Genomic DNA, 21,814 nt, shown 5'->3' on the forward strand with positions numbered 1-21,814 from the left:
CTTATGTTTAAGCAAGTGTTTGCGGCCTTAGCGGCGGCAGTGGTTATGTCTACAAATGCCTTGGCTCAGCCGGATTTGGTTCCTGCCCCTCCCAGTGTGGCCGCATCGGCTTATTTTCTGATGGATGCCAACAGCGGCGAGGTGTTAATTGAGCATAACGCTGATGAGCGTATACCTCCTGCTAGTTTGACTAAGTTAATGACGAGCTATGTTTTGTCATACGAGTTAGAGCGCGGCCAAGTCAGCAATGACGATATGGTGACCATCAGTAAAAATGCGTGGGCGCAAAACCCCATTTTTAATGGCTCATCCTTAATGTGGATTGAAGTCGGTAAACAAGTGCCGCTAGGTGAATTGCACAAAGGTGTGGTCATTTCCTCCGGTAATGACGCCAGCGTTGCGGTAGCAGAGCATATTGCTGGAAGTGAAGATGCGTTTGCTAGCATGATGAACCAGCACGCGGCGAGACTGGGAATGACGAATAGTCATTTCGTTAATTCACATGGATTACCAGATCCAGAGCACTATATGTCAGCTCGCGATTTGGCGATTTTATCCAAGGCAATCATTGCCTACAAAAATGAATACGCGCTTTATAGCGAGCATGACTTTGTTTTTAACAATATTCGCCAGAGTAATCGCAACGGTCTGCTGTGGAGTGATCCCACTGTTGATGGTCTAAAAACCGGCCACACCACAACGGCAGGGTACTGCTTGGTGACGTCTGCAAAGCGCGAGGGCATGCGCCTGATTTCTGTGGTGATGGGAACGAGCAGTACCCCAGCCCGCGAGCGCGAAACGCAGAAATTGTTATCTTATGGCTTCCGTTATTTCGAAACTCATCAGCTTTACGCTGGCGGGACAGAGCTGACTCGTTCGAAAGTCTGGAAGGGTGACAGTGAAGAAGTGAGTTTGGGTGTACAGCAAGATGTATTTATCACTATCCCTCGTGGCAGAAGCGACGCGCTCGATGCGCAGTTAAATGTAGATGAAGTGCTAATTGCCCCGATTACTGCTGACCAAGAATACGGCGAATTAGTGGTTAGTTTGGCTGGCGAAGAAAAGTTGCGGGTTCCACTTGTGGCACTTCAAGCGGTTGAAGAGGGCGGTATTTTGAAGCGCCTTTGGGACAGCATCGTTTTGTTTTTTGTGAACCTGATTTCCTGATTAGTTAATAGAGCGCGGGCTAACCCCGCGCGAGTTGTATTATGAATAAATTTACGGTCACCGAGACTAGCGAAGCCGAAACTGGCAAGCCGATATTGGAATTTCCCTGTGAATACCCCATAAAAGTCATTGGCGTTGCTGGCCAAAATTTGCGACAGCGCGTGATTGAAATAATGCGCGCTAACGCTGGTGATATTGATGAGTCTCAGATTAGCGAGCGCGAAAGTAGTGAAGGTCGATTCTTGTCGATCACCGTTGTCATTACCGCGACGGGTAAGCCCCAGCTCGATACCATATTCGCTGAATTAAAAGCGACTGGTTTGGTTAAAATGGTTCTCTAATGAGCAGACCAGATACGCTATGGCTGCGCAAATTGGGTCGCCAATCTTATCAGCCGGTATGGCGTGCAATGCAGCACTACACCGATGTTCGCGACGCACAAAGTCCTGATGAATTGTGGTTTGTAGAGCATGATCCGGTGTTTACCCAAGGTCAGGCGGGAAAAGCCGAGCATATTCTGATGCCTGGCGATATCCCTGTTGTTCAAGTAGACCGAGGCGGGCAGGTTACCTATCACGGCCCTGGGCAATTAGTAGGCTATGTTTTGGTGGATTTGCGTCGATTGGGTATGGGAATTCGCGAGCTGGTGACGGCGATAGAAAATAGTATTGTCGCCGTTTTGGCGCAATTGGGTATTCCAGCTCATCCTCGTCCCGACGCCCCTGGGGTGTATGTTGAAAATGGTGCTAAAATAGCGCAATTGGGCCTAAGGGTGAGGCGTGGCAGTACGTTTCACGGGTTGAGCTTGAATATTGATATGGATCTAAGCGTTTTCCAGCGTATAAATCCCTGCGGTCATCAGGGTATGGAGGTGACTGATATTCGCCATCAAAGAGATGTTGAATTACCTTCGCAGGACGAACTTACCCGTATGCTGAGCGCGGAATTAGCGAGCGTACTGGACTATTTACATTGTCGGGAAGTGAGTGAGCACTGCTTGCCTGACACTTTGGGGGTTTCATGAAATCTGAAAGTGACGGTGCCGTTGGCATCATGTCTAAAGCCGCAGCTAAAAAAGTAGTGCAAGGCGAGAAGTTACGTGGTGCCGAAAAAGTAGCGCGTATTCCAATTAAAGTCATACCGACTGTTGAGTTGCCAGCAAAGCCGTCGTGGATTCGGGTCAAGATGTCGACGGGACCTGAAGTTACTCGTATTAAAAGTATACTTCGTAAACACAAGCTTGCGTCGGTTTGTGAAGAAGCGGCCTGCCCTAATTTGGGTGAGTGTTTCAGTGGTGGCACAGCAACATTCATGATCATGGGTGAAATCTGTACTCGTCGCTGCCCATTTTGTGATGTCGCCCACGGCCGTCCCAATGCATTAGATGAAAATGAGCCGCGCGAGCTGGCAGAAGCTATTGCCGAAATGAAGTTGAAGTACGTGGTGGTAACCTCTGTTGACCGCGATGATTTACGCGACGGCGGCGCCCAGCATTTTGCCGACTGTATTCGTGAGACTCGAGCGCGTAGCCCGGAGATTCGAATTGAGGTTCTAGTGCCAGATTTTCGCGGTAGAATGGACGTCGCGCTCGATATTTTAGAAAAAGAAGCCCCAGATGTGTTTAACCATAATCTTGAGTCGGTGCCGAGTTTGTATAAAAAAATTCGCCCAGGTTCGGATTACCAATGGTCTTTGGATCTGCTCAAAAAATACAAAGAGCGTCGCCCCGATGTGCTGACCAAATCAGGCTTGATGTTGGGCTTGGGAGAGACCGCTGAGGAGCTTATTCAAGTCATGAAAGACATGCGCGCGCATGATATTGATATGATAACGATGGGGCAGTATTTACAGCCCAGTCGCGACCATTTAGCGGTAGAGCGATTTGTGACGCCAGAAGAATTCGACGAATTTGGTCGCATCGCCAAAGAGCTTGGGTTTAAAAGTGTCGCCAGCGGCCCTCTGGTTCGCTCATCCTATCACGCAGACAAGCAAGTGGATTTAAGCTTGCTCAAATCTATGTAAGTCATCACTTCCATTACTTGATTATGAGGGTTGTTCTGCTTAAGTACGTGAGCGCAGCCCTTTGAACCTTTGTTAAGCAAGGCTCCAGTTTTAGGCCTACAGCCTATCCCAGTGTGAGGTAGCATGCCTGAAGTGAAAAAAGCCCCTTTAGTCTTAATTAGCGGTGCGTCTCAAGGCATAGGCGCCGCTATTGCTAGGTGTTTTGCAAACGCAGAATTCCCTGTTCGTTTGGCCTTGGTTGCGCGAAATAAAGATGCCTTGGACAAGGTTGCTGCCGAATGTCATGCCGCTGTCGAGGTTCGCAGTTATTCCGTTGATGTTAGCGATGAACAGCAAGTAGAGGAATTGTTCACGGCACTAGCGCGGGATATGGGTGATGTTAGCGTCTTAATTAATAACGCAGGATCATGGCATGGCGCAGCTTTACAGGATATGGCGGTGGTAGATTTCGACCGCGTGATAGCCGTGAATTTGCGTAGCACATTTCTTATGAGTCGCATGGTGTTGCCTGGTATGTTGGCAAACAAGAAAGGCGACATATTTAATATGTCATCGACTGCTGGGCTTGAGGGCTACGCCAATGTTTCCGCCTATTGCGCGGCTAAACACGCGGTGAGTGGGTTTAGTAAAGCACTGCGTGAGGAGGTGCGTGGCGAAGGTATTCGGGTCTCTTGTGTTTCCCCTGGGCCAACTTATTCGCCATCGTGGCATGGGTCGGGTGTTGGTCAAGACCGCTTAATGCCCGCGGAAGATGTCGCTCGCGCTTTTTTAGATATTTACCGCTTAGACCGCAATGTTGTTGTTGAAGATATCGTTTTGCGGCCACAAGCGGGACACATTAGTAGTTAACATTAGTAGTTAATCAAGGCGTCCTGTTTCATTGTCGCTGCTCGCTCTTCGCCTAAATAGCGCTCGATGAGGTAATGCACTGCGTAGAGTAGTGGCGTCATCAAAATTGCCATCGAAAACTTGTAGATATAATTTACAACGCCGATCGCTAATACCAGTTGCAAACTCCAGTCTGCGCCAATGTAAAAGGCGATGAATAACACGACAAAACTATCGATGAGTTGGCTGACCAAGGTCGAACCCGTTGCACGGAGCCATATCATGCCCTCGCCGGTGAGTTGCTTCACTTTTTGGAAGACCGTTATATCGATAATCTGTCCCACCAAAAATGCAACGAGTGAGCCGATGATAATCCAAAGTCCCTGCCCAAAAACTAGCCGAAAGGCAGCGTCGTAATTGCCAACTTGGCTGCGGAGCATCTCTTGCTCGTCTACTGGCAGTGCGGGGTTGATATGCGACTGCGGCCAAAAATCTGCCGGGGTGAGATGTATGCCGACAAAGACCATGGCAAAGGCGTACACAATAAGTCCGGCGGTTAAGTAGGAGAGTAACTGAACCCCTCGCTTACCGTAGTATTCGTTAATTAAGTCTGTTAATACGAAAACAAATGGCCAGAGTAATACACCAGTGGTTAAGTTAAAGGATAGCCCGTCAATGCCCAAAACATTGAGGTCCAGTGGTGCAATGCCAAGGCTATTTTCTAAAGAGAATATCTTTACACCGATCAACTCCGCCAAAATGGCATTGGCGACGAAAAATCCGCCCAGCACGATGAAAAGTTTGCTCGCCTTATCGGTAAGTATATTTTTCAGCAAGCCTATCTCCTGAATTTAAGTAACGGCGCGCCTGTAAATCAGCGGAAGTACATGTGTTAGCGCTAAAGCCTTAAATAAAGCGCATCGATAAGTCGATGGCCTGTGCGTGTTTGGTCAAAGCGCCAATTGAAATAAAGTCTACGCCGGTCTCTGCAATTGCAGCCAATGTTTGGGTGCTGACGTTGCCAGAGGCCTCGAGCTTAGCGCGTCCTGCGGTGATAGCGACCCCCTCTCGCATGTCCTCAAGGCTAAAATTATCGAGCATGATAATGTCTGCGTTTGCCTCAAGCGCGGTATTGAGTTCACTTAGGTTTTCTACTTCGACTTCTACCGGTTTTAAAGGCGCGATATCGTGCGCAGCGTTGATTGCGGCTGCAATACCGCCGCAGGCGGCAATGTGATTCTCTTTTATTAGGAAGGCGTCGTATAGGCCGATTCGATGATTGTGGCAGCCGCCACAGGTCACGGCGTATTTTTGCGCTGTACGCAAGCCTGGTATGGTTTTGCGGGTATCTAGCAGGCGAACATTGGTGTGGGCGACTAAATCGGCGTAGTGTTTGCAGACTGTCGCTGTGCCGGAGAGCAGTTGTAAAAAGTTGAGCGCAGTGCGTTCGCCGGTGAGCAGTGAGCGAGCTGGACCAGTTAGTTCAAATAGAACACTATCGGCGGCGACGTAGTCACCGTCGGCGATATGCCACGTAATTGTGACGGAGTTATCAATTTGCTGAAAAACTTCGTTCACCCAGTTTACCCCGCAAATGACCGCCGATTCACGGGTGATTATGCGGGCACTAGCGCTGTGATCAGCGGGTATTAACTGGGCGGTAATGTCGCCGCTACCAATGTCTTCGGCGAGCGCGAAACGCACGGTTTCCGTGATGTCGCGCTGCAATGCGTCTGAGAATTGCATGGTGGTTTTCCAGGCGGATTAGTGAATAAAATTATCTGCGCGGTATTCTATCAGTACAGGCTGAAATGTGCGCCTTTAAGTGCCAGTTTCGCAGTTGTCGTAAGTAGATTTAGCAATGGTTGAGGGAAGACTTTTTAAAGTATAACTATAGGATGCTTGGCCTTGAACAAAAGTTACGATAACTTATGCTAATATCCAACCGGTTTCCCATAATATGCAACATAAGAACAACAGGAAATTATGACTGATTCTTCCTCTAAGGTAGTGGATCTGAGTACACGGCGCGAGCCGCTTGTATCGGCAGCGCCATTGCCCGACGCCCTAGTGGCTATCCGCGATAAGGCGAGTGGCTTCTTAAAAGGGCGGATGGAAGTATTTCTAGATGAGGTCGACGATAGCTTATTTGAGCTTGCGGACGAGGCGAGTAATGCTCGCGAGCAGCATTTGTACTTTGATGCTATGCGAGAAATTAGAGTCAATCGCGAGGGTATTGAAAAGCGTTTTTCGGATGCGTTTATCAATGCGTTTGCGGCCATGGTGTCGAATGAGCATATTGCCTCATCACTGGAGCTAGGGCAGGCAAAGTTAAAGCTGTTGGAGTCAGAGGCACTTGAAGAGCTGGTTGCGCTTGAGGGCATGGCAAATAAGGCGGAGCGCCGTTTTCTTCATGAAGTATGGATTTTATGTACTGCTTGGCAGCACGTAGTAAGCGGTCCAGTAGTGGCGGCCAAAGAGTTACCCATGGGGCCGGCGAAAATCGCAGCGGCGTTTGGTATCGCCTGTAAATCGCTAGAAATCGATATAAAGGCTAAGTTACTTCTCTTCAAGTTGTTTGATACTCATGTCGTTGCCGCTTATGGTGAGCTCTATCAGTTGCTCGTGCCGATTCTTGATGCGCAGGGTTTGCCGCTAGAGCAGCTTGAGAAAAAATCCGCAAACCCGTCGACTAAGACGGTAAAAGAAACCAGCGAGCTACCAGCTGGCAGCGAGCAAAACGCATCGCAACATAACTCGCAATCCACAGAGATGGTGACGCGCTTATTTGATGCCTTAGAAAGTTTGATTGGCAAGGTAGAATATAATGCCGCTGGAGCTAAAACCGCGCTGTCAAAGCCCTCGTTTATGGTGGCATTGCAAGAAATGCAGCATGAGCAGTTTACTCAGCTCAATGTAGCATCCCCAGCTGGTAGTGATGGACAAGCTGATTTCCACTTGATGGCGCAGAAATTAATCGCCCGCTTGCAACAGGTTAATTGGGTTGCCCATACCGACGTGTCGGCACTGTCTTATCAGCGCGACCAAGATACAATCAATTTCGTTGGTGCCTTGTTCCAATTTATTCTTGACGGGGATGGCTTGGCAGAGTCTTTAAAAGGACTGATTGCGCGCCTGCAGATCCCCGTGCTGAAAATGGCCATGTTAGATAAGGGCTTTTTTAGCCACGATGAACATCCTGCGCGTAAATTATTAAGTGCTTTAGTTAGTGCCGGTATTGGCTGGTCGCCAGTGGCGGGAGTAGACCGAGACCCTCTGTACAAAAAAACCGAAGAAGTGGTCATGCGCATTTTGCACGATTTTGGCGTAGATACTCAGGTCTTTGTCGATGCGTATCAAGATTTCTCTGCGTTTAATGAAAAGGCAAAGCGTCGTGCGGAGTTGGTTGCTCGCAGAACTGTTGATGCGGAAGACGGCAAAGCAGCTGCCGAAAATGCACGCATGTACATTGCCGCTATTTTGGAGCACAAGCTGGGTGGTGTTGATTGCCCACCGGTGGTTACTAAGATTCTGCAACTTGGTTGGAGCAAAGTACTGTTCCTAAGTTATATCCAGCATGGCAAAGATAGTGAGCGTTTTAGTGAAGATGCTGGACTGATTGATCGCCTGTTGTGGAGTGTTCTGCCCTCTGAAGAGGAAGGTCACCGCAACGAGCTGATTGCCGCACTGCCGGTTTTAGTGGAAACCTTGCGTTTGGGTTTTACCCGCGTTTCATTAAATTCATTTGAGACTGATCGTTGGTTTGAGCAATTAGAACGCCTGCATCTAGCTAAGCTTAGTCGCAAGGCAGCGGCTGTTCGTCGACTGCCAGAGGTGGTTGAGGCTCCTGCGGTGCCGGCAAATACGTCTGCTGATTTACATCAGGATCTTGGCGATGCTGAATCAAATACTGTCCATACAGAAAAGGCTGAGAGTACTGAGGAAGTAAATTTAGCGGATCTAGACGCCTCCTTAGCTGAAAGCCTTGGTGATGACAGTTCCTGGCCGGAGACAAAGGCCTATTCTGTTCCTTTGAATTCCAATACAACACATACTCAGGATTATGACAGCAGCGCTCCTGATAAGGACGCCCTTAATAGCCGTATTCAAACCTTGCGAGTCGGCAATTGGGTTGATTTTCGTCAAGATGATGGGCGAATGCTGCGCTGTCGACTAGCTGCGGTTATCAACGGTATTGGCAAGTATATTTTTGTTAACCGCTCGGGTATTAAGGTTGCTGAACTTAATCGCGAGGAACTTCAAGCAGCTTTACTCGACGACACCGTTGCGCTTATTGAAGATGATCACCTGTTTGATCGCGCATTAGAGTCGGTAATCAGTAATTTGCGAGATATGAAAGACAAACCGCTCAAGTAGTTAATTCATCACCAAGCCATGAAAAAACCTTCGAGCGGAATTTAAAAACACTGTTTGTCATTTTAATCAGCTGCGTATTTGCACCGTGCTAACACGGTCCGCCAGCGTCAACCCACGCTCTTAATGCTTCCACAAACGCCGGCTGGCTTAGTGGTGGCGTGGTGCGGTCGCCGCCGGGTGTCCAGCCCCACAACACCAACTCATCTTCGCTCATGTGTTTGAATAAGGCCTCTAAGTTGCGGTTGCCATTTTTGCTAGTGTCTTTTAATACTGCGCAAAGTTCGCTGGGGGAGAGTTCTTCCCAAGCCATACTTAGTGGCGCAAGCGCCCAGTGCGGCGCGCCTGGCACGGCGCCATCGGCGACATTTTCATCTTGGTGACAGGCGCTGCATTGCAGTGTTGGAGCGCCGTGATTATCTTCGCCGCGGACCACGAGTTGCGCGTGACGACGACGCTCGTCTCCCTGGCGAGGAAAGTCGGTTTTGGTGTGACAATTCAGGCACCTAGGGTGGGTTAGCACCTCAAAAAGTGGCTGAAATAGCGGTGATTGTGCGGCCACTTGGCTGCTGATAAGACCTGCGGCGATAAGCAGGGAGCTACTTACAATACGGCGGATGGTATTGGCAAAATTCGGCGGCATATTCAGCTCCCAGCTTATGCGATTTTAAAATTGCTACGGGTGAGTGGCAATTCACGAATACGTTCATTCGTCGCCTCGAAAATGGCATTGGCGAGTGCGGGCCCAACGCAGGGCACACCCAGTTCACCAACCCCGCCTACTGGATTGCCGCTGTTGACGATAACGGTTTCAATAACCGGTGTTTGATACATGCGCAATACTGGGTAGTCGTCAAAATTACTTTGCTGAACGACGCCGTCCTCGAGCAATATCTCGCCGAAGAGAATACTTGAAAGTGCAAAAATAACGGCGGACTCAACCTGAGCAATCACTAAGTCTGGATTTATAGCGGTGCCGCAGTCGACCGCACTCACGACACGATGAATGGTGAGTTCGCGGTTGGCAGATACAGAAACTTCGACTACCTGCGCCACAAAGCTATTCCAGTGCCCCATCACGGCAATGCCCTGACTAATACCGCCACTGCTAAATCCCCAGCCGGCGGCGTCTGCAACAGCGTCTAGTACCGCGCGATGGCGAGGTTTTTCTGAGAGCAAATCGCGGCGGAAGTTATAGGGGTTTTTGCCCACCTTCATAGCTAGCTCGTCTATAAAGGTTTCCTGCGCAAACACGTCTGAAAACTTATTGACCGAGCGCATCCACAGTGCCGGCATGGCGAGGTTGACGGTGAGGTGGGCGTCCATCAGTACATTGTCGATCTTATAGGGCATACCCGTTTCAAAATCGGTGAGTTCTTTTAGTGGCGGTAGAGTGAAATCTGCCAGACTGTCTAGAAGATTTTCTGCATACAGCAATGCGGTAACGTCTTGGGTCACCGAGCGATGCGTCCACGCACTGATATTATTCGCACTGTCAATGGAGGCGGAGACTCTGACTGCGGCCGCAGGGCGGTAGAAGCCGCCTTTCATGTCGTCCTCTCTGGTCCAGATCACTTTGACAGGTTGGCGCACCGCTTTGGCGACCGCGCAGGCGTCGCGGACGAAATCGGCAAGCGGGTTGCCTCTGCGACCAAAGCCGCCGCCCGAGGGCATCATATGAAAGGTAATTTGATCAGGTAGCAGGCCGAGTATTAGACCCGCAAATATTTTGTCTAGGGTGGCAGATTGAGTGCCGGTCCAAATTTCTGCGCTGCTACCGTCGTAGTCGACCACCACATTTAAGGGTTCCATCGCCGCGTGGGCCATGAAAGGGAAATAATAGTCAGCACTGATGGTTTCGCTGGCTAATGTTTGTGCAAGCAATACGAGGCCATCGGTTCGAATTGGAAGGCCGGGAAGATTTAAGCGGAGATTGTAAGCATTGCGCTGTGTGTCTGAGTCGGTGCGACCAGCAAGTAGCTCGTTCCATTGCACGATAAGTGCCTTGCGCCCCTTGTCGGCGGACCAAAAATCGTCGGCGACAACCGCAACCCCGCCAAGGATAGTGTGAACACTGCGGACGCCGGGTACGGCAAGTGCAGCGTTGTCATCGACATTTAAGGCTTGGCCATTGAAGCGCGGTGGCCTTGCTATAACGGCGGTGAGCATATTGGGAATATCAACATCCATACCGTAGCGAAAGCTGCCATTGGTTTTGTCGGCTGCGTCCAGGCGCTGCTGTGAGCTACCGATAATACGATAGGCAGCGGGGTCTTTTAGGGGTGGATTGTTGGGGATGGGCTCTTCTGCTGCGGCGCTCGACAGTTCGCCATAGCTCGCGCGGCGGCCACCAATATCGTCAATAACGAAGCTTGCCTCGGTACGCAGGGTGTCTGCCTCTACCCCCCAGCGTTTCGCCGCGGCATTGATTAACATTTGGCGCACCGCCGCGCCGACGCTGCGCTGACCTTGAAAATAGCCGCGAATCGCAGAGCTGGCGACGGTGAATTGCAATAGGTTTTGGAAGTAGGGGTTGTTGAAATTAGCGGCGACCGGCGACATTTCTGCGGTCACCTGACTCCAGTCGGCGTCAAGCTCTTCTGCGACAATCATCGGTATGGAGGTGAGGGCGCCTTGACCGATTTCACTCGCGCCGACCAATACGGTAATTTTATTGTCGGTGCTAATTCGCATAAATTCGCCGACTTGAAACGCGTCGGCAGGTGTTACTGGTGTGCCGCCGCCATTATCGCCTGGGCCACTGGGGGCATTGCTGCGAGAGCTTGAGCCACCGCCGCCACAGGCAACGAGTAATCCGCCGCCGGCGAGGACACTAACGCGAATGAAATCTCTGCGCGATATCTTGTCTAATTCTGTCATTCTAGCAACCCCTATAATTGTTCAGCGGCAATTTTATGAATGGCCTTGCGTATGCGGGGGTAGGTGCCGCATCGACAAATATTGCCTGACATCGCTTTGTCTATGTCTTGATCGCTGGGGGATGCGTTATTTTTTAAAAGGGCAGTGGCGGCCATAATTTGCCCAGACTGACAATAGCCGCACTGGGGAACGTTTAATGTTTGCCAAGTTTGTTGAACGAGACTGCCGATGTGCTCAGTGTTGATATCTTCAATGGTCCTAATCTGCTTGTTGCCAACGGCGCTAATGGGCATAACGCAGGAGCGGGTTGGCTGACCGTCGACGTGCACTGTACATGAACCACAGAGGGCTTGGCCGCAGCCGTATTTCGTTCCCGTGAGCTTTAGGTTTTCTCTGAGCACCCAGAGTAAGGGTTTGTCTTCGCTGGCATCGACGGTGTGTTCTACACCGTTTACACGGATGGTAAACATGTTGGCTCCCGCCTCAGAATAAGGGGTGAATTTTTATTGTGTGTTGAGCCCAGCACATAGCTTTGTGTCTGTCTATTGTTGCTTGACTGAGTCCTAGTTTGCTATAGCTCCTGATTTTGCAGGGCGGTGTTACCTATGTATTGACGCGTAACCTTAAGTATATACGCTAAAGTTAACACTCTAACGCATCGTGTTATTTGTGTTGTGGCAAGGTAGCAGTTGATGTTGTACGTGTAAACACTGGTGCTGGATCAAGTCTCGACGGTGTGCGCCACTCGACTAATACGGCAGGCGTAATGGTGGTTCTTGCATCAAGGAAAGCTGCTCGCGTAATTGCAGGATGTGTTCGCCCCAGTAACGTTCCGTATTGAACCACGGGAAAGCCTTGGGAAAGGCTGGGTCTTGCCAGCGACGTGCTAACCACGCTGCATGATGCATGATTCTTAAACTGCGCAGTGCTTCGATGAGCCCTAGTTCACGGGGGTTAAAGTCATAGAATTCTTGATAGCCTTCCACCAATTCCATGATGGCGCGTTGTTGACTATCTTGTTCGCCGGAAAGAAACATCCATAAATCTTGAATGGCCGGCGCCATGCGACTGTCGTCAAAATCCACCAACCATGTTTCGTCGCTGCGCGATAAAATATTGCCGACGTGACCATCGCCGTGGGTGCGGATATAGCTGGGATTAATTTCAGCGACTCGTTGGCGAACATGACGGAGCAGGTCTTCGCTAATTGTTGCATAAGATTCCTGCAGGCTGTCGGGAATTACATCTGCCAAAATATCGCGACGACTGTCGTCGCCAAAACTGACCACATCCAGTTTGGGCCGATATTGATATGGTGTGCTGGCACCTACCAGATGTAAGCGCCCGAAAAGGCGCCCTAATTGAAAAAGGTTGTCCATATCGTCGAGTGCTGGCGCGTGTCCGCCGCGGCGTGGATAAATGGCGAAGCGGTAGCCTTCAAAGCGAAATAAACTGTCGCCGGCGGCGTTTTGCCAAGGTGGTATAACCGGGATGTCGGTATTTGCTAACTGCTGTGTAAATTGGTGCTCTTCTAAAATCTGCTCGTCACTCCAACGCTCTGGACGATAGAACTTGATGACGATTGGTTCTTGATCGTCTAGGCCAAATTGATAGACGCGATTCTCATAACTATTGAGTGCAAAAACACGTAGATCGCTGACATAGCCAAGGCTTTCCACTGCGTCAATGACTCGATCAGGATTAAGATTGGTGAAGTCGATTTGTTCGAGTGTGCTCATGTTGCAGTCCCGTATTCATTAATTAAGGCGACAGTTTTTATCTGCGCAAAGACGTGCTGACCTTGCTGTAGTTGCAGGCGATCACAGGATTTACGGGTAATGTGGGCTAATAAATATTGCTCGTTTAGTTGTAGGCGAATAGTGACTTGCGCACTCGAAGGGGGTGATGTTGCTTGTTCAATCGTGTCAATTTTGCACGGTAGAATATTCATAATACTGCTTTGCTGAGGGGCCTCTAGCGCAATGCTGACGTCCCTCGCCGCGACGAATAGGCGCAGTTGCTGGCCGCTTTCCGCGCTCACTTGTTTGATAGTAAGTTGGTGTTGAGTATCAATGGTGAGCGTGCTGAGTTGGTATTCCGGATCGTGCCCATGCAATTGTGCGTTGATTACGGCGCCAGCGCCCTGCTGCTTGCTGAGAGGTAGGTCGAGTCGGGTGCTCAGGGTGATCAGATCGCCCTCGGCGATGAGTTGCCCAGACTCCATCAGTAGAACGTGATCAGCGAGTCGGCTAATCTCATGAAAGCTGTGGCTCACATACAAAATGGGGATGGCTAGATGTCTGGCTAGCCGCTGCAGGATGACGACCATTTGTTCCCGTGCACTATCATGTAGACCGGTGAGGGGTTCATCCATGAGTAGAAGCTGGGGGTGGCGCAGTAGTGCGCGCGCGATAGCAACACGTTTGCGTTCGCCGCCAGAAAGATTGTCAATGGCGCGATCTAGTAACTGCGTGATTTCTAGCCAGTCGCACAGCTCCTCAATTGACGGTCCCGCCTCACTGAATCGCCGCTTGAAGGCATACTCTAAATTTCCGCGTACCTTAAGATGTGGAAACAACTGCGCGTCTTGAAAGACGATACCAATGCCGCGCTGCTCGGGTTTGAGAATAGTCCTTTCGGTTTGCCAGTCGTCACCGGCAAATTGCACCATGCCATTCGGCGCGATATCTAGCCCAGCAATACAGCGCAGCAAGGTGGTTTTACCGCTGCCACTGGGACCGCAAATGGCGGTAATACCGCTGGTGGGCAGGGCGGTATCTATGTTGAGAGAAAACTCACCGCGTTCCATGTGCAGGGATAATAGGAGGCTCATTGTGTGCCGCCGTCAGATTTTGCCAGCGGAGTGAGCCCACGATAGCTGTTAGCTAAGTAGACGATACTTAGGGTGATGACTGAAAAGGCGATAAGTCCGCCGGCCAGCCAGTGCGCGGTTTGGTATTGCAGGGACTCGACACGTTCGTATAGAGCAATAGACAGGACTTGGGTCTGGCCCGGTATATTGCCGCCGATCATGAGTACCACACCAAACTCGCCAACCGTGTGAGCAAATCCTAAGGTGCTGGCCACTAAAAAATTACTGCGGCAGAGGGGCAAAATAACGCTAACGAAGCGATCGATTTGCCCAGCGCCTAGACTAGCTGCGGTTTCAATTAAAGGTTTGGGGAGTTGTTGAAAACCGCTTTGTAGTGGCTGCACGACAAAAGGCAGTGAGTAAATGACAGAAGCAATTACCAAGGCGCTAAAACTAAACGCGAGGGTGTTGCCGCTGAGTAGTTGCCATAGCTGGCCTACGGCGGAGTCTGGAGCAAAGGCGATTAGTAAATAAAAGCCCAGAACTGTCGGTGGTAGCACTAAAGGTAGGGCAATGATGGCCTCTAATACCGGCTTAATTCTAATGCGGGTGTGGGCAAGCCACCACGCCAGTGGTGTGCTTACGACGAGTAAAATTAGAGTGGTAACGCCAGCCAGCTTAAGGGTGAGGGCGACCGCTAGCCAATCATTGTGGCTCACGTTGATGCTCGCACAGTGCGTCGGAGTAGTGGGCGAAACATATTGTGTCCTCCGTCGGCGATGTATGGTGTTACGGCGTGCGTGCTAGACACCAAATGTCGACTTGCTTAGCGCCGTTGCGCGCCAGTATAGCGGCCATGGTATTGGCTGTCGCGGTTGTTGTAACGACATCGTCGATCACGGCGAGGTGTTTGCCTTTAATGTCGTAGGCGCTGTTGAAGGAGAAGGCTTGGCGTAGATTTTTACGGCGCGCTGCAGCGCTTAAACCCTGCTGTGAATGGTTGGCACGGGGGTGGCTAACAGCGTGATAGACTGGGATGTTAAGTGCGCTACCCAGGTCTTTTGCGATGAGTAAAGATTGATTGAACCCCCGTAATATTCTTCGCCGCCAGTGCATTGGTACCGGAACCAAAGCATCGGGCACGGCATCTAGCTGGTCTTGGCAATGGTTTAGCCACAGTGCACTTAATATCGCGCCATAGTGTAGCTGATTTTGATGCTTAAAGCCGGCGATTAGGCGATCAACGGGGAATCCGTATGACAGTGCACAGTAGCAGTGTGTGAACACCGGCGGTTTCCGTAAACAGCGCCCACACTGTGTATCGCGATAATTTTCAGGCAGTGGCAGGGCGCAGCGCGCACAATAAGTCGCTAGCCAAGGTAGGTCGTTTTCGCAGTGCTGGCAGAGGTCTAGGCCCCGCAGGCTGTGGCTTTGGCATAAAATGCAGCGGCCAGAAACCACCCAGTAGCTCAGTTTGTTTAAATTGACACTTAAAAATCTGTTAACCATAAGCATCCTTGCTGGTTGACAGCTTGCTGTAAGCCTTTATCATTAGGCAATTAAAATGACACCACCTTCTTGCTGGACTTTAACATGACTACCGCCGCATTAACGACAATTCGAACGGACTGGACCAGTGAAGAGGTTCAAGCTTTATTTGCACAGCCATTTAACGATTTGTTGTTTCAGGCGCAGTCGGTGCACCGCGCCAATTTTGATCCTAATACCGTGCAAGTGAGCACACTACTTTCTATTAAGACGGGCGCCTGCCCAGAAGACTGCAAGTACTGTCCGCAAAGTAACCGCTATGACACGGGGCTTGAGAAAGAAAAGCTCATGGAAGTTGAAAAAGTGCTGGCTGAGGCTCGTGCAGCTAAGGCCTCTGGTACCACTCGTTTCTGTATGGGCGCTGCTTGGCGTTCGCCGAAGAAGAAAGATATGCCCTACGTAACCGCGATGGTTAAGGGTGTGAAAGAGATGGGCTTAGAAACCTGTATGACGCTGGGTATGTTGACTGGTGATCAGGCGGCGGAGCTTGCCGATGCCGGCTTGGATTATTACAACCATAACCTCGATACCTCACCAGAGTTTTACGGTGACATTATTACCACCCGAACCTATCAAGATCGCTTGGGAACCTTGGCAAATGTGCGGGACGCCGGTATTAAGGTTTGTAGCGGCGGGATTGTCGGTATGGGTGAGTCGATCAAAGATCGCGCCGGCTTGTTATTGCAGCTAGCGAACTTGCCAGTGCAGCCCGAAAGCGTACCGATTAATATGTTGGTGAAGGTCGAAGGCACGCCGATGGCGGATGTTGCCGATTTAGACCCCTTCGATTTTATCCGCACGATCGCGGTGGCGCGGATCATGATGCCGCAATCTCATGTGCGTCTGTCTGCGGGTCGTGAATCAATGAACGAGGAAATGCATGCCCTGGCGTATTTTGCCGGTGCCAACTCCATTTTTTACGGTGAAAAGTTATTGACCACACCGAATCCCAAAGCCAATAAAGACATGGAGCTGTTTGGTCGTTTAGGTATAAAGCCCGAAGAGCGCCATGTTGAACGTGACGACGACGCACAAAGTGAGGCATTGCTGGGTGCGGTAGCGCAGGTTCAGAACGACCGCTTTTTCTACGACGCAACTGCATAACCGTCGGCGGTTGATTCAATCATGATGACTGAAGCTCTGCAGCGTCGGCTTGCGGAGCGCCACCAACAATCCCGTTATCGAAAACGCCGTGTGCTGGAAACGGCGCAGGGCCCGCGGGTGCGTGTTGATGGGCGCGATTTCCTGTTGTTCTGTAGCAACGATTACCTCGGTTTAGCGAATCATCCGCAATTGATCGCGGCAATGCAGCTTGCCTGTAGTGAGTATGGTGTCGGTGGTGGCGCATCACATTTAGTCTGCGGTCACTCTGCGCTTCATCATCGTCTAGAAGAGCGACTTGCTGAGATTGCCGGCAGAGATCGCGCTTTGTTATTTTCCACCGGATATATGGCTAACCTCGGTGTGGTCACCGCCTTGGTAGGTAAAGGCGATCATATTTTAGAAGATCGTTTAAATCATGCCTCTTTGCTCGATGCTGGGTTATTGAGTGGTGCCAAATTTCAGCGCTTTCGCCACAACGATTTAGCAGATCTCGAACGCCGCCTGCAAAAGCTACCCGCCGAGGGCCTGCGTCTGATTGTTGTCGACGCGGTTTTCAGCATGGATGGCGATATGGCACCTTTGTCTGACTTGGCCGCGTTAGCGCAGAAATATAATGCGTGCTTGATGGCTGATGACGCCCACGGTTTTGGGGTGTTTGGTAAGACCGGTGCTGGTAGCAGTGAGTTATTCGGCTTGAATCAAGAGCAGTTGCCAATATTGATGGGCACCTTGGGAAAAGGGATTGGCAGCTATGGTGCTTTTATCGCCGGTAGCGAGTTATTGATTGAAAGTTTGATTCAGTTTGCCCGCCCCTATATTTACACCACCGCCATGCCGCCGGCGGTTGCCGCAGCAAGCCTAGCGAGCTTGGAGTTGCTGGCAACTGAATCTTGGCGCCGGGATCATTTACAGCATTTGATAACGAGATTTAAGAGTGGCGCCGCTAAAATGGCGCTGCCTTTAATGGCGTCGGATACGGCAATCCAGCCATTGTTGGTGGGAGAAGAGTCCCTCGCCATGGCAATAAGCGCAAACTTGGAAGCAGAGGGTATTTTGGTATCTGCCATTCGCCCACCAACCGTGGCGGTGGGCCAATCTCGTCTTCGTATTACGATTACTGCGGCGCACACGGATGCGGATGTTGATGCATTGCTTGGGGCTTTGCATCGTGTGGTTCCTGCCGGATTGCGTGTTGCGACATTATGACGGTGATTTATCGTGAGCATCTCACGGCCTACCGCAGTGGCGCAGCAGAACTGGTTTTGCTGCATGGCTGGGCTAGCGACTCAGAAATTTGGCGAAGTGTCGTTCCCGCCTTACGTCGGCATTTTCATATAACGTTAATTGATTTGCCGGGCTTTGGTCGCAGCGAAATCTGTGAAGTTGATGCCGACGTGAAGTCTATTGTTGAGAAGCTTCTGGCAGCGCTTCCTGAGCGGGCTATTTATTGCGGTTGGTCACTGGGCGGTATGTTTGCAACGGCAATTGCTGCGGCCCATCCAGAGCGCGTCAGTGCTTTAATCACAGTGGCAAGTAATGCTGTATTTGTCGCAGATGACAGCTGGCCGGCGGCGATGCCGCGCGAAGATTTTTTAAATTTTAAATCGGCTATTGAAAAAAATATTGCAAAGGGCCTTCGGCGTTTTGCTTTGCTACAACTCCACGGCGACGAGCGGGTTGAGTCAGTGCAAGCAGTGGTGAGTCGTCTAGCACCGCAGCAAAATTCAGCCGGCCTACTGCAGGGACTTAAGTATTTGAGTGATATCGATAATCGCTTGGCTTTAACGTCAGTGGTAGCTCCGGTGTTACATGTGCTGGGCTCGAATGATGCGATTGTGCCGATTGAATGCGCAGCGTTAATTGCGAGGCACTATCCGAATCACGACTGTGAGATCATGCGCGATTGTGGTCATATTCCGTTCTTGTCTTTGCCGGAGGCGTTCGTCGAAATCCTCCTAAATTTTGTGAATGACAAGGGGCTGCTAAATCAGCACACGCCTTACCTATTAGATAAATCCGACGTTGGTCGCTCCTTTAGTCGTGCTGCCTCGAGTTACGATGGTGCGGCCCTGCTTCAGCGCCGTATTGCCGATAGATTGCTCTCCATCTTGCCCGTCTCGGCGGGTGCTTCATTAGTTGATTTAGGTTGTGGGACTGGCTACAGCTTGCCCGCCTTACGTCGATACGTGGGCGAGGGACAGTTAATTGCGACTGATCTTGCGCCAGGTATGCTTGCCTTTGCAAAGGAGCACGCAGGTGGAGTGGCAAGTACGTGGTTGTGTACTGACGCCGAAGACCTTGCATTAGCCGATAATAGTGTAGGGCAAATTTTTTCGAGTTTAGCCTTGCAGTGGTGCGAGAATTTACCCGCCGTTTACGCCGAGATTGAGCGTGTATTAACGCCCGGAGGGACCGCGGTTATCGCCACGCTGGGGCCAGAAACACTACACGAGCTGCGCGAGTCGTGGCGTCAGGTTGATTCCTATACCCACGTGAATCAATTCGCGACTCGATCAGAGCTTGATGAAGCTATTCAATATTCTGGGCTGCAATTGGAGGAGTGGCGAGAGGTAGGTGAGCAAATGGAGTATCAGCGCTTATCTGAGTTAACCCGTGAACTAAAGAATATCGGTGCGCACAATGTAAATAGTCGACGACCAAGCGGTTTAACAAGTCGTGGACGAATTACGGCATTAACCTCGGCCTACGAGGAATTCAGAATGCCAAATGGGTATTTGCCAGCAACTTATCAAGTCTGGTATTTGCGGTGTAAAAAAAAGTGAGTAATTGTCGCTATCGCTGCTCACGTTGATCGTTTGCTATCTGCAAATTTGGTGGGCTTTGTTAGATTGTAAGGGTGGCTAAGTAGCTGCCCTTTTTTATGCGTCTATAATACAAACTATTGATGGAATTTGATTGCCTGCAAAAATTAGATTGAGGTGTTCATTGAAAGGGAATATTCGTGCGCTTTTCGTAGGCTGCGCTATGCCGATGACGGTGATGGCCCAAGGTAATATGAACATGCAGGGAATGAGTGGTTTACTCAATATCCCTGATGCCTCCGTGATTGAATACGGTTCCGCCGCTGCGGCATGGGATAACCAAGTTGACGGGCGTTTTTCCCGTGACCGCAAGCTCAATGATCAGGGAAATGACTTCAATTTTGCTGCCGGAATTTTCCCTCATATTGAAATTGTAGGGCGAGATGTTGCTGGCCGGTCGACGGCTGGCGGCTCTGATTTGTCTTTCAATTTTAAACTGCAGTTGCCTTGGGAGCTGTTGAATGGATTTTCGTTTGCGATTGGCGAGCAAGACGTTGGTGGATCCGTCAATGAGTTCGATACTAAGTACGCGGTGACGACTTGGCAGTACGGTAATCTCCGTTCGACTATAGGGTATGGGCAATACGATGGTCGCGCAGGTAAAACCCAACGCCTAGATGGGATTTTTGGCGGCATTGAATATGCTGCGCGTGATTGGCTGAGTGTTATTCTTGAGGACGATGGTCATTCGCTAAATAGTGGTGTGCGAGTGTCAGTGCCGAATGGTGTAATGCCACAGGGATGGAAGGCATCGATGTTGTGGATGCTTTCAGCTAATGAGGGCGTCGACAATCGTCAGGATTGGTACGGTATTAATTTTAAAATTCCCTTAGGACAAAAATACCAGCGTCGCTTGCCGATCGATCAGCCAAGGGCTGAGATTGCGTCGGTTTCGAGATTGGTGCGTGAAGAGCAATATGGATTTGATCCAAAATTGGAAACAAGACCTCACCCATCCCAAGTGGGTTCCGTAACAGAAGACGCAGCGGTCGACAAAATAGCCCAATTAAAACGGGACCTTATAGCGGCGAGTTTAGAGAAAGTGCGTATTCAGCGCTATGGCAGAGAATGGATTATCGCCTTTGAAAACTTGAGTTATAACAATAATGCAATGGATGCCTTGGCGGTTGCGATAGGTATCGCTGCGACTAATTTGCCAGCGGGTGATCGGTTTTATTTGCAGCTCGAAAAATACGGTATTCCCGTATTTGGTCTAGGTGGAACAGCATTAGCATGGGGAGAGTTTCTGGATGGTAGCGGCAGTTTTCCGGAATCTATCATGGTCGCGGCGCCCACTAACAGGTTGCGTCGTCGTAGTGGTGGTGGCGGAGTTGTCGCGTCAGCGATGAATCAAGTTAAAGACTATCTCTCGTTTCGGCCAACAGCAATGCTAAGGCCGGTGCTGTCGTCTACTCTGGGAACAGAGTATGGCGTGTTTGATTACTCCTTGGCGGTGAGGACGGACCTAGTTCTGCCGTTGTGGCAGGGTGCAGCATTTAATATTACTAAGGATTGGTCTTTTTTAGAGAGTCAGGATTTTACGAAAGACGGCGTTTTTGGTGGCGTCTTTCGCGAACAACGTGTTGCAACTGGTGTGAAAGATCGCGTGATTAGCCAAACGTTTCGCTTGGGGCGCGGCTTTACCACTATGATTTCCTATGGTCGGTTTTTCGCCGTTAATGACGGAGCGACTCTGGAAAGTCGCTGGGAGCCAGGTGATGGTCGCCATCGTTTTCGTGTGATCCTCTCCGATTTAGAAGACAAGTACGATCCTAGTATCACGCGGAATGCGCGCTTGGCGTCTTGGCGATATTTTTTTCAGCGGACCAATAGTGAAATTAACCTTACTGCTGGGGAGTTCTATAACGAAGACTCTGGTTATAAAGTGGACTTTACTCAGCACATAGGTGATACCCGTTTACACCTAATATATAAAAAGTCAGAGGGTAATGCCTTTGCTGGGATTGGTTTTACTATTCCACTAACTCCCCGCAAAGATCTTGGGCGGGTTGCGGGTGTTCAGCTGACGGGGGCGCCTAGTTGGCGATACGATGTAACTACAATTTTAGGTGAGCAGGGTAATCGCTTAGTATTTGGTCCGAATATTATGCCCAGTGAATTCTTTAGTTTGCGCAATGGCTATTTTAACGGTGATCGTTTGAGTCCCGCATATATTCGAGCGAACCAAGAGAAATTACGTGAAGCTTGGCAAACATTTGGTCGGGCAAAATAACGTCAAAGCGATATAAATTTACAA

The 21,814-nt window shown here is 50.2% G+C and carries 19 protein-coding genes; 10 read left to right on the forward strand and 9 right to left on the reverse strand.

The genetic code is table 11. The features are described 5' to 3' along the window. Positions 1 to 3 precede the first annotated feature (3 nt). From KXJ70_RS16115 to KXJ70_RS16135, 5 genes are all read left to right on the forward strand, one after another. Entirely contained in the window at positions 4 to 1,167 is a 1,164-nt protein-coding gene (locus tag KXJ70_RS16115; RefSeq protein WP_219044571.1) for a D-alanyl-D-alanine carboxypeptidase family protein, read from the forward strand. Positions 1,168 to 1,208: 41 nt separating this feature from the next. After that, positions 1,209 to 1,508 (forward strand): HP0495 family protein, encoded by a 300-nt coding sequence (locus KXJ70_RS16120; RefSeq protein WP_219044572.1) that lies wholly within the window; start codon positions 1,209 to 1,211, stop codon positions 1,506 to 1,508. After that, positions 1,508 to 2,191 (forward strand): lipoyl(octanoyl) transferase LipB, encoded by a 684-nt coding sequence (gene lipB, locus KXJ70_RS16125; protein ID WP_219044573.1) that lies wholly within the window; start codon positions 1,508 to 1,510, stop codon positions 2,189 to 2,191. Before KXJ70_RS16120 ends, lipB begins: the two co-directional genes overlap by 1 nt. Continuing rightward, on the forward strand, positions 2,188 to 3,189 hold the full coding sequence (gene lipA / locus KXJ70_RS16130) for a lipoyl synthase (RefSeq protein WP_219044574.1): 1,002 nt from the start codon (positions 2,188 to 2,190) through the stop codon (positions 3,187 to 3,189). Before lipB ends, lipA begins: the two co-directional genes overlap by 4 nt. Before the next feature lie 123 nt (positions 3,190 to 3,312). Then, on the forward strand, positions 3,313 to 4,038 hold the full coding sequence (locus KXJ70_RS16135; RefSeq protein ID WP_219044575.1) for an SDR family oxidoreductase: 726 nt from the start codon (positions 3,313 to 3,315) through the stop codon (positions 4,036 to 4,038). A gap of 2 nt (positions 4,039 to 4,040) precedes the next feature. On the opposite strand, the gene KXJ70_RS16140 is transcribed toward KXJ70_RS16135, so the two are convergent. Beyond that, a complete protein-coding gene (locus tag KXJ70_RS16140) occupies positions 4,041 to 4,853 on the reverse strand; it encodes a queuosine precursor transporter (RefSeq protein ID WP_219044576.1) in 813 nt (270 codons plus the stop codon). 70 nt (positions 4,854 to 4,923) lie between these two features. Then, on the reverse strand, positions 4,924 to 5,763 hold the full coding sequence (gene nadC, locus KXJ70_RS16145; RefSeq protein WP_219044577.1) for a carboxylating nicotinate-nucleotide diphosphorylase: 840 nt from the start codon (positions 5,761 to 5,763) through the stop codon (positions 4,924 to 4,926). A 240-nt stretch (positions 5,764 to 6,003) separates the two neighbouring features. Here nadC and KXJ70_RS16150 point away from each other — a divergent pair, with 240 nt between their 5' ends. Then, positions 6,004 to 8,394, forward strand: a complete 2,391-nt coding sequence (locus KXJ70_RS16150; protein WP_219044578.1) for a DUF1631 domain-containing protein — start codon at positions 6,004 to 6,006, stop codon at positions 8,392 to 8,394. 88 nt (positions 8,395 to 8,482) lie between these two features. On the opposite strand, the gene KXJ70_RS16155 is transcribed toward KXJ70_RS16150, so the two are convergent. The 7 genes from KXJ70_RS16155 to KXJ70_RS16185 form a co-directional block, all read right to left on the reverse strand. Next, entirely contained in the window at positions 8,483 to 9,034 is a 552-nt protein-coding gene (locus KXJ70_RS16155) for a hypothetical protein (RefSeq protein WP_219044579.1), read from the reverse strand. Between the two features lie 14 nt (positions 9,035 to 9,048). Beyond that, a complete protein-coding gene (locus KXJ70_RS16160) occupies positions 9,049 to 11,271 on the reverse strand; it encodes a xanthine dehydrogenase family protein molybdopterin-binding subunit (RefSeq protein ID WP_219044580.1) in 2,223 nt (740 codons plus the stop codon). Between the two features lie 11 nt (positions 11,272 to 11,282). Next, a complete protein-coding gene (locus KXJ70_RS16165) occupies positions 11,283 to 11,741 on the reverse strand; it encodes a (2Fe-2S)-binding protein (protein ID WP_219044581.1) in 459 nt (152 codons plus the stop codon). Between the two features lie 279 nt (positions 11,742 to 12,020). Beyond that, a complete protein-coding gene (locus tag KXJ70_RS16170) occupies positions 12,021 to 13,010 on the reverse strand; it encodes a serine/threonine protein kinase (protein ID WP_219044582.1) in 990 nt (329 codons plus the stop codon). Beyond that, on the reverse strand, positions 13,007 to 14,104 hold the full coding sequence (modC, locus tag KXJ70_RS16175) for a molybdenum ABC transporter ATP-binding protein (RefSeq protein WP_219044583.1): 1,098 nt from the start codon (positions 14,102 to 14,104) through the stop codon (positions 13,007 to 13,009). Before modC ends, KXJ70_RS16170 begins: the two co-directional genes overlap by 4 nt. Then, entirely contained in the window at positions 14,101 to 14,802 is a 702-nt protein-coding gene (gene modB / locus KXJ70_RS16180) for a molybdate ABC transporter permease subunit (protein WP_219044584.1), read from the reverse strand. The genes modC and modB overlap by 4 nt, the downstream gene beginning before the upstream one ends. 70 nt (positions 14,803 to 14,872) lie before the next feature. After that, positions 14,873 to 15,592 (reverse strand): ComFC family protein, encoded by a 720-nt coding sequence (locus tag KXJ70_RS16185; protein WP_219044585.1) that lies wholly within the window; start codon positions 15,590 to 15,592, stop codon positions 14,873 to 14,875. 84 nt (positions 15,593 to 15,676) lie between these two features. Between KXJ70_RS16185 and bioB the strand changes: the two genes are divergently transcribed. The 4 genes from bioB (at position 15,677) to KXJ70_RS16205 (ending at position 21,790) form a co-directional block, all read left to right on the forward strand. Continuing rightward, complete coding sequence (bioB, locus tag KXJ70_RS16190; protein WP_219044586.1) at positions 15,677 to 16,735, forward strand: biotin synthase BioB; 1,059 nt, start codon at positions 15,677 to 15,679, stop codon at positions 16,733 to 16,735. Positions 16,736 to 16,759: 24 nt separating this feature from the next. Next, the gene (gene bioF / locus KXJ70_RS16195; protein WP_219044707.1) at positions 16,760 to 17,941 is read left to right on the forward strand and encodes an 8-amino-7-oxononanoate synthase; all 1,182 of its coding nucleotides are present in this window, start codon (positions 16,760 to 16,762) and stop codon (positions 17,939 to 17,941) included. Continuing rightward, entirely contained in the window at positions 17,938 to 19,518 is a 1,581-nt protein-coding gene (gene bioC, locus KXJ70_RS16200; RefSeq protein ID WP_219044587.1) for a malonyl-ACP O-methyltransferase BioC, read from the forward strand. Before bioF ends, bioC begins: the two co-directional genes overlap by 4 nt. Before the next feature lie 202 nt (positions 19,519 to 19,720). Next, positions 19,721 to 21,790 carry a YjbH domain-containing protein gene (locus KXJ70_RS16205; RefSeq protein WP_219044588.1) on the forward strand — a complete coding sequence of 690 codons (2,070 nt, stop codon included), beginning with the start codon at positions 19,721 to 19,723 and terminating at the stop codon, positions 21,788 to 21,790. Positions 21,791 to 21,814: the final 24 nt, after the last annotated feature.

The sequence above is a fragment of the Zhongshania aquimaris genome, from assembly GCF_019312595.1.
Taxonomy (GTDB): Bacteria; Pseudomonadota; Gammaproteobacteria; order Pseudomonadales; family Spongiibacteraceae; genus Spongiibacter; species Spongiibacter aquimaris.

Bases quoted from the DNA above. Each gene is read 5' to 3' on its own strand.
- KXJ70_RS16115 (WP_219044571.1), top strand. From the start codon at position 4: ATGTTTAAGCAAGTGTTTGCGGCCTTAGCGGCGGCAGTGGTTATGTCT.
- KXJ70_RS16120 (WP_219044572.1), top strand. From the start codon at position 1,209: ATGAATAAATTTACGGTCACCGAGACTAGCGAAGCCGAAACTGGCAAG.
- lipB (WP_219044573.1), top strand. From the start codon at position 1,508: ATGAGCAGACCAGATACGCTATGGCTGCGCAAATTGGGTCGCCAATCT.
- lipA (WP_219044574.1), top strand. From the start codon at position 2,188: ATGAAATCTGAAAGTGACGGTGCCGTTGGCATCATGTCTAAAGCCGCA.
- KXJ70_RS16135 (WP_219044575.1), top strand. From the start codon at position 3,313: ATGCCTGAAGTGAAAAAAGCCCCTTTAGTCTTAATTAGCGGTGCGTCT.
- nadC (WP_219044577.1), bottom strand. From the start codon at position 5,763: ATGCAATTCTCAGACGCATTGCAGCGCGACATCACGGAAACCGTGCGT.
- KXJ70_RS16150 (WP_219044578.1), top strand. From the start codon at position 6,004: ATGACTGATTCTTCCTCTAAGGTAGTGGATCTGAGTACACGGCGCGAG.
- KXJ70_RS16155 (WP_219044579.1), bottom strand. From the start codon at position 9,034: ATGCCGCCGAATTTTGCCAATACCATCCGCCGTATTGTAAGTAGCTCC.
- KXJ70_RS16160 (WP_219044580.1), bottom strand. From the start codon at position 11,271: ATGACAGAATTAGACAAGATATCGCGCAGAGATTTCATTCGCGTTAGT.
- KXJ70_RS16165 (WP_219044581.1), bottom strand. From the start codon at position 11,741: ATGTTTACCATCCGTGTAAACGGTGTAGAACACACCGTCGATGCCAGC.
- KXJ70_RS16170 (WP_219044582.1), bottom strand. From the start codon at position 13,010: ATGAGCACACTCGAACAAATCGACTTCACCAATCTTAATCCTGATCGA.
- modC (WP_219044583.1), bottom strand. From the start codon at position 14,104: ATGAGCCTCCTATTATCCCTGCACATGGAACGCGGTGAGTTTTCTCTC.
- KXJ70_RS16185 (WP_219044585.1), bottom strand. From the start codon at position 15,592: ATGGTTAACAGATTTTTAAGTGTCAATTTAAACAAACTGAGCTACTGG.
- bioB (WP_219044586.1), top strand. From the start codon at position 15,677: ATGACTACCGCCGCATTAACGACAATTCGAACGGACTGGACCAGTGAA.
- bioF (WP_219044707.1), top strand. From the start codon at position 16,760: ATGACTGAAGCTCTGCAGCGTCGGCTTGCGGAGCGCCACCAACAATCC.
- bioC (WP_219044587.1), top strand. From the start codon at position 17,938: ATGACGGTGATTTATCGTGAGCATCTCACGGCCTACCGCAGTGGCGCA.
- KXJ70_RS16205 (WP_219044588.1), top strand. From the start codon at position 19,721: ATGCCGATGACGGTGATGGCCCAAGGTAATATGAACATGCAGGGAATG.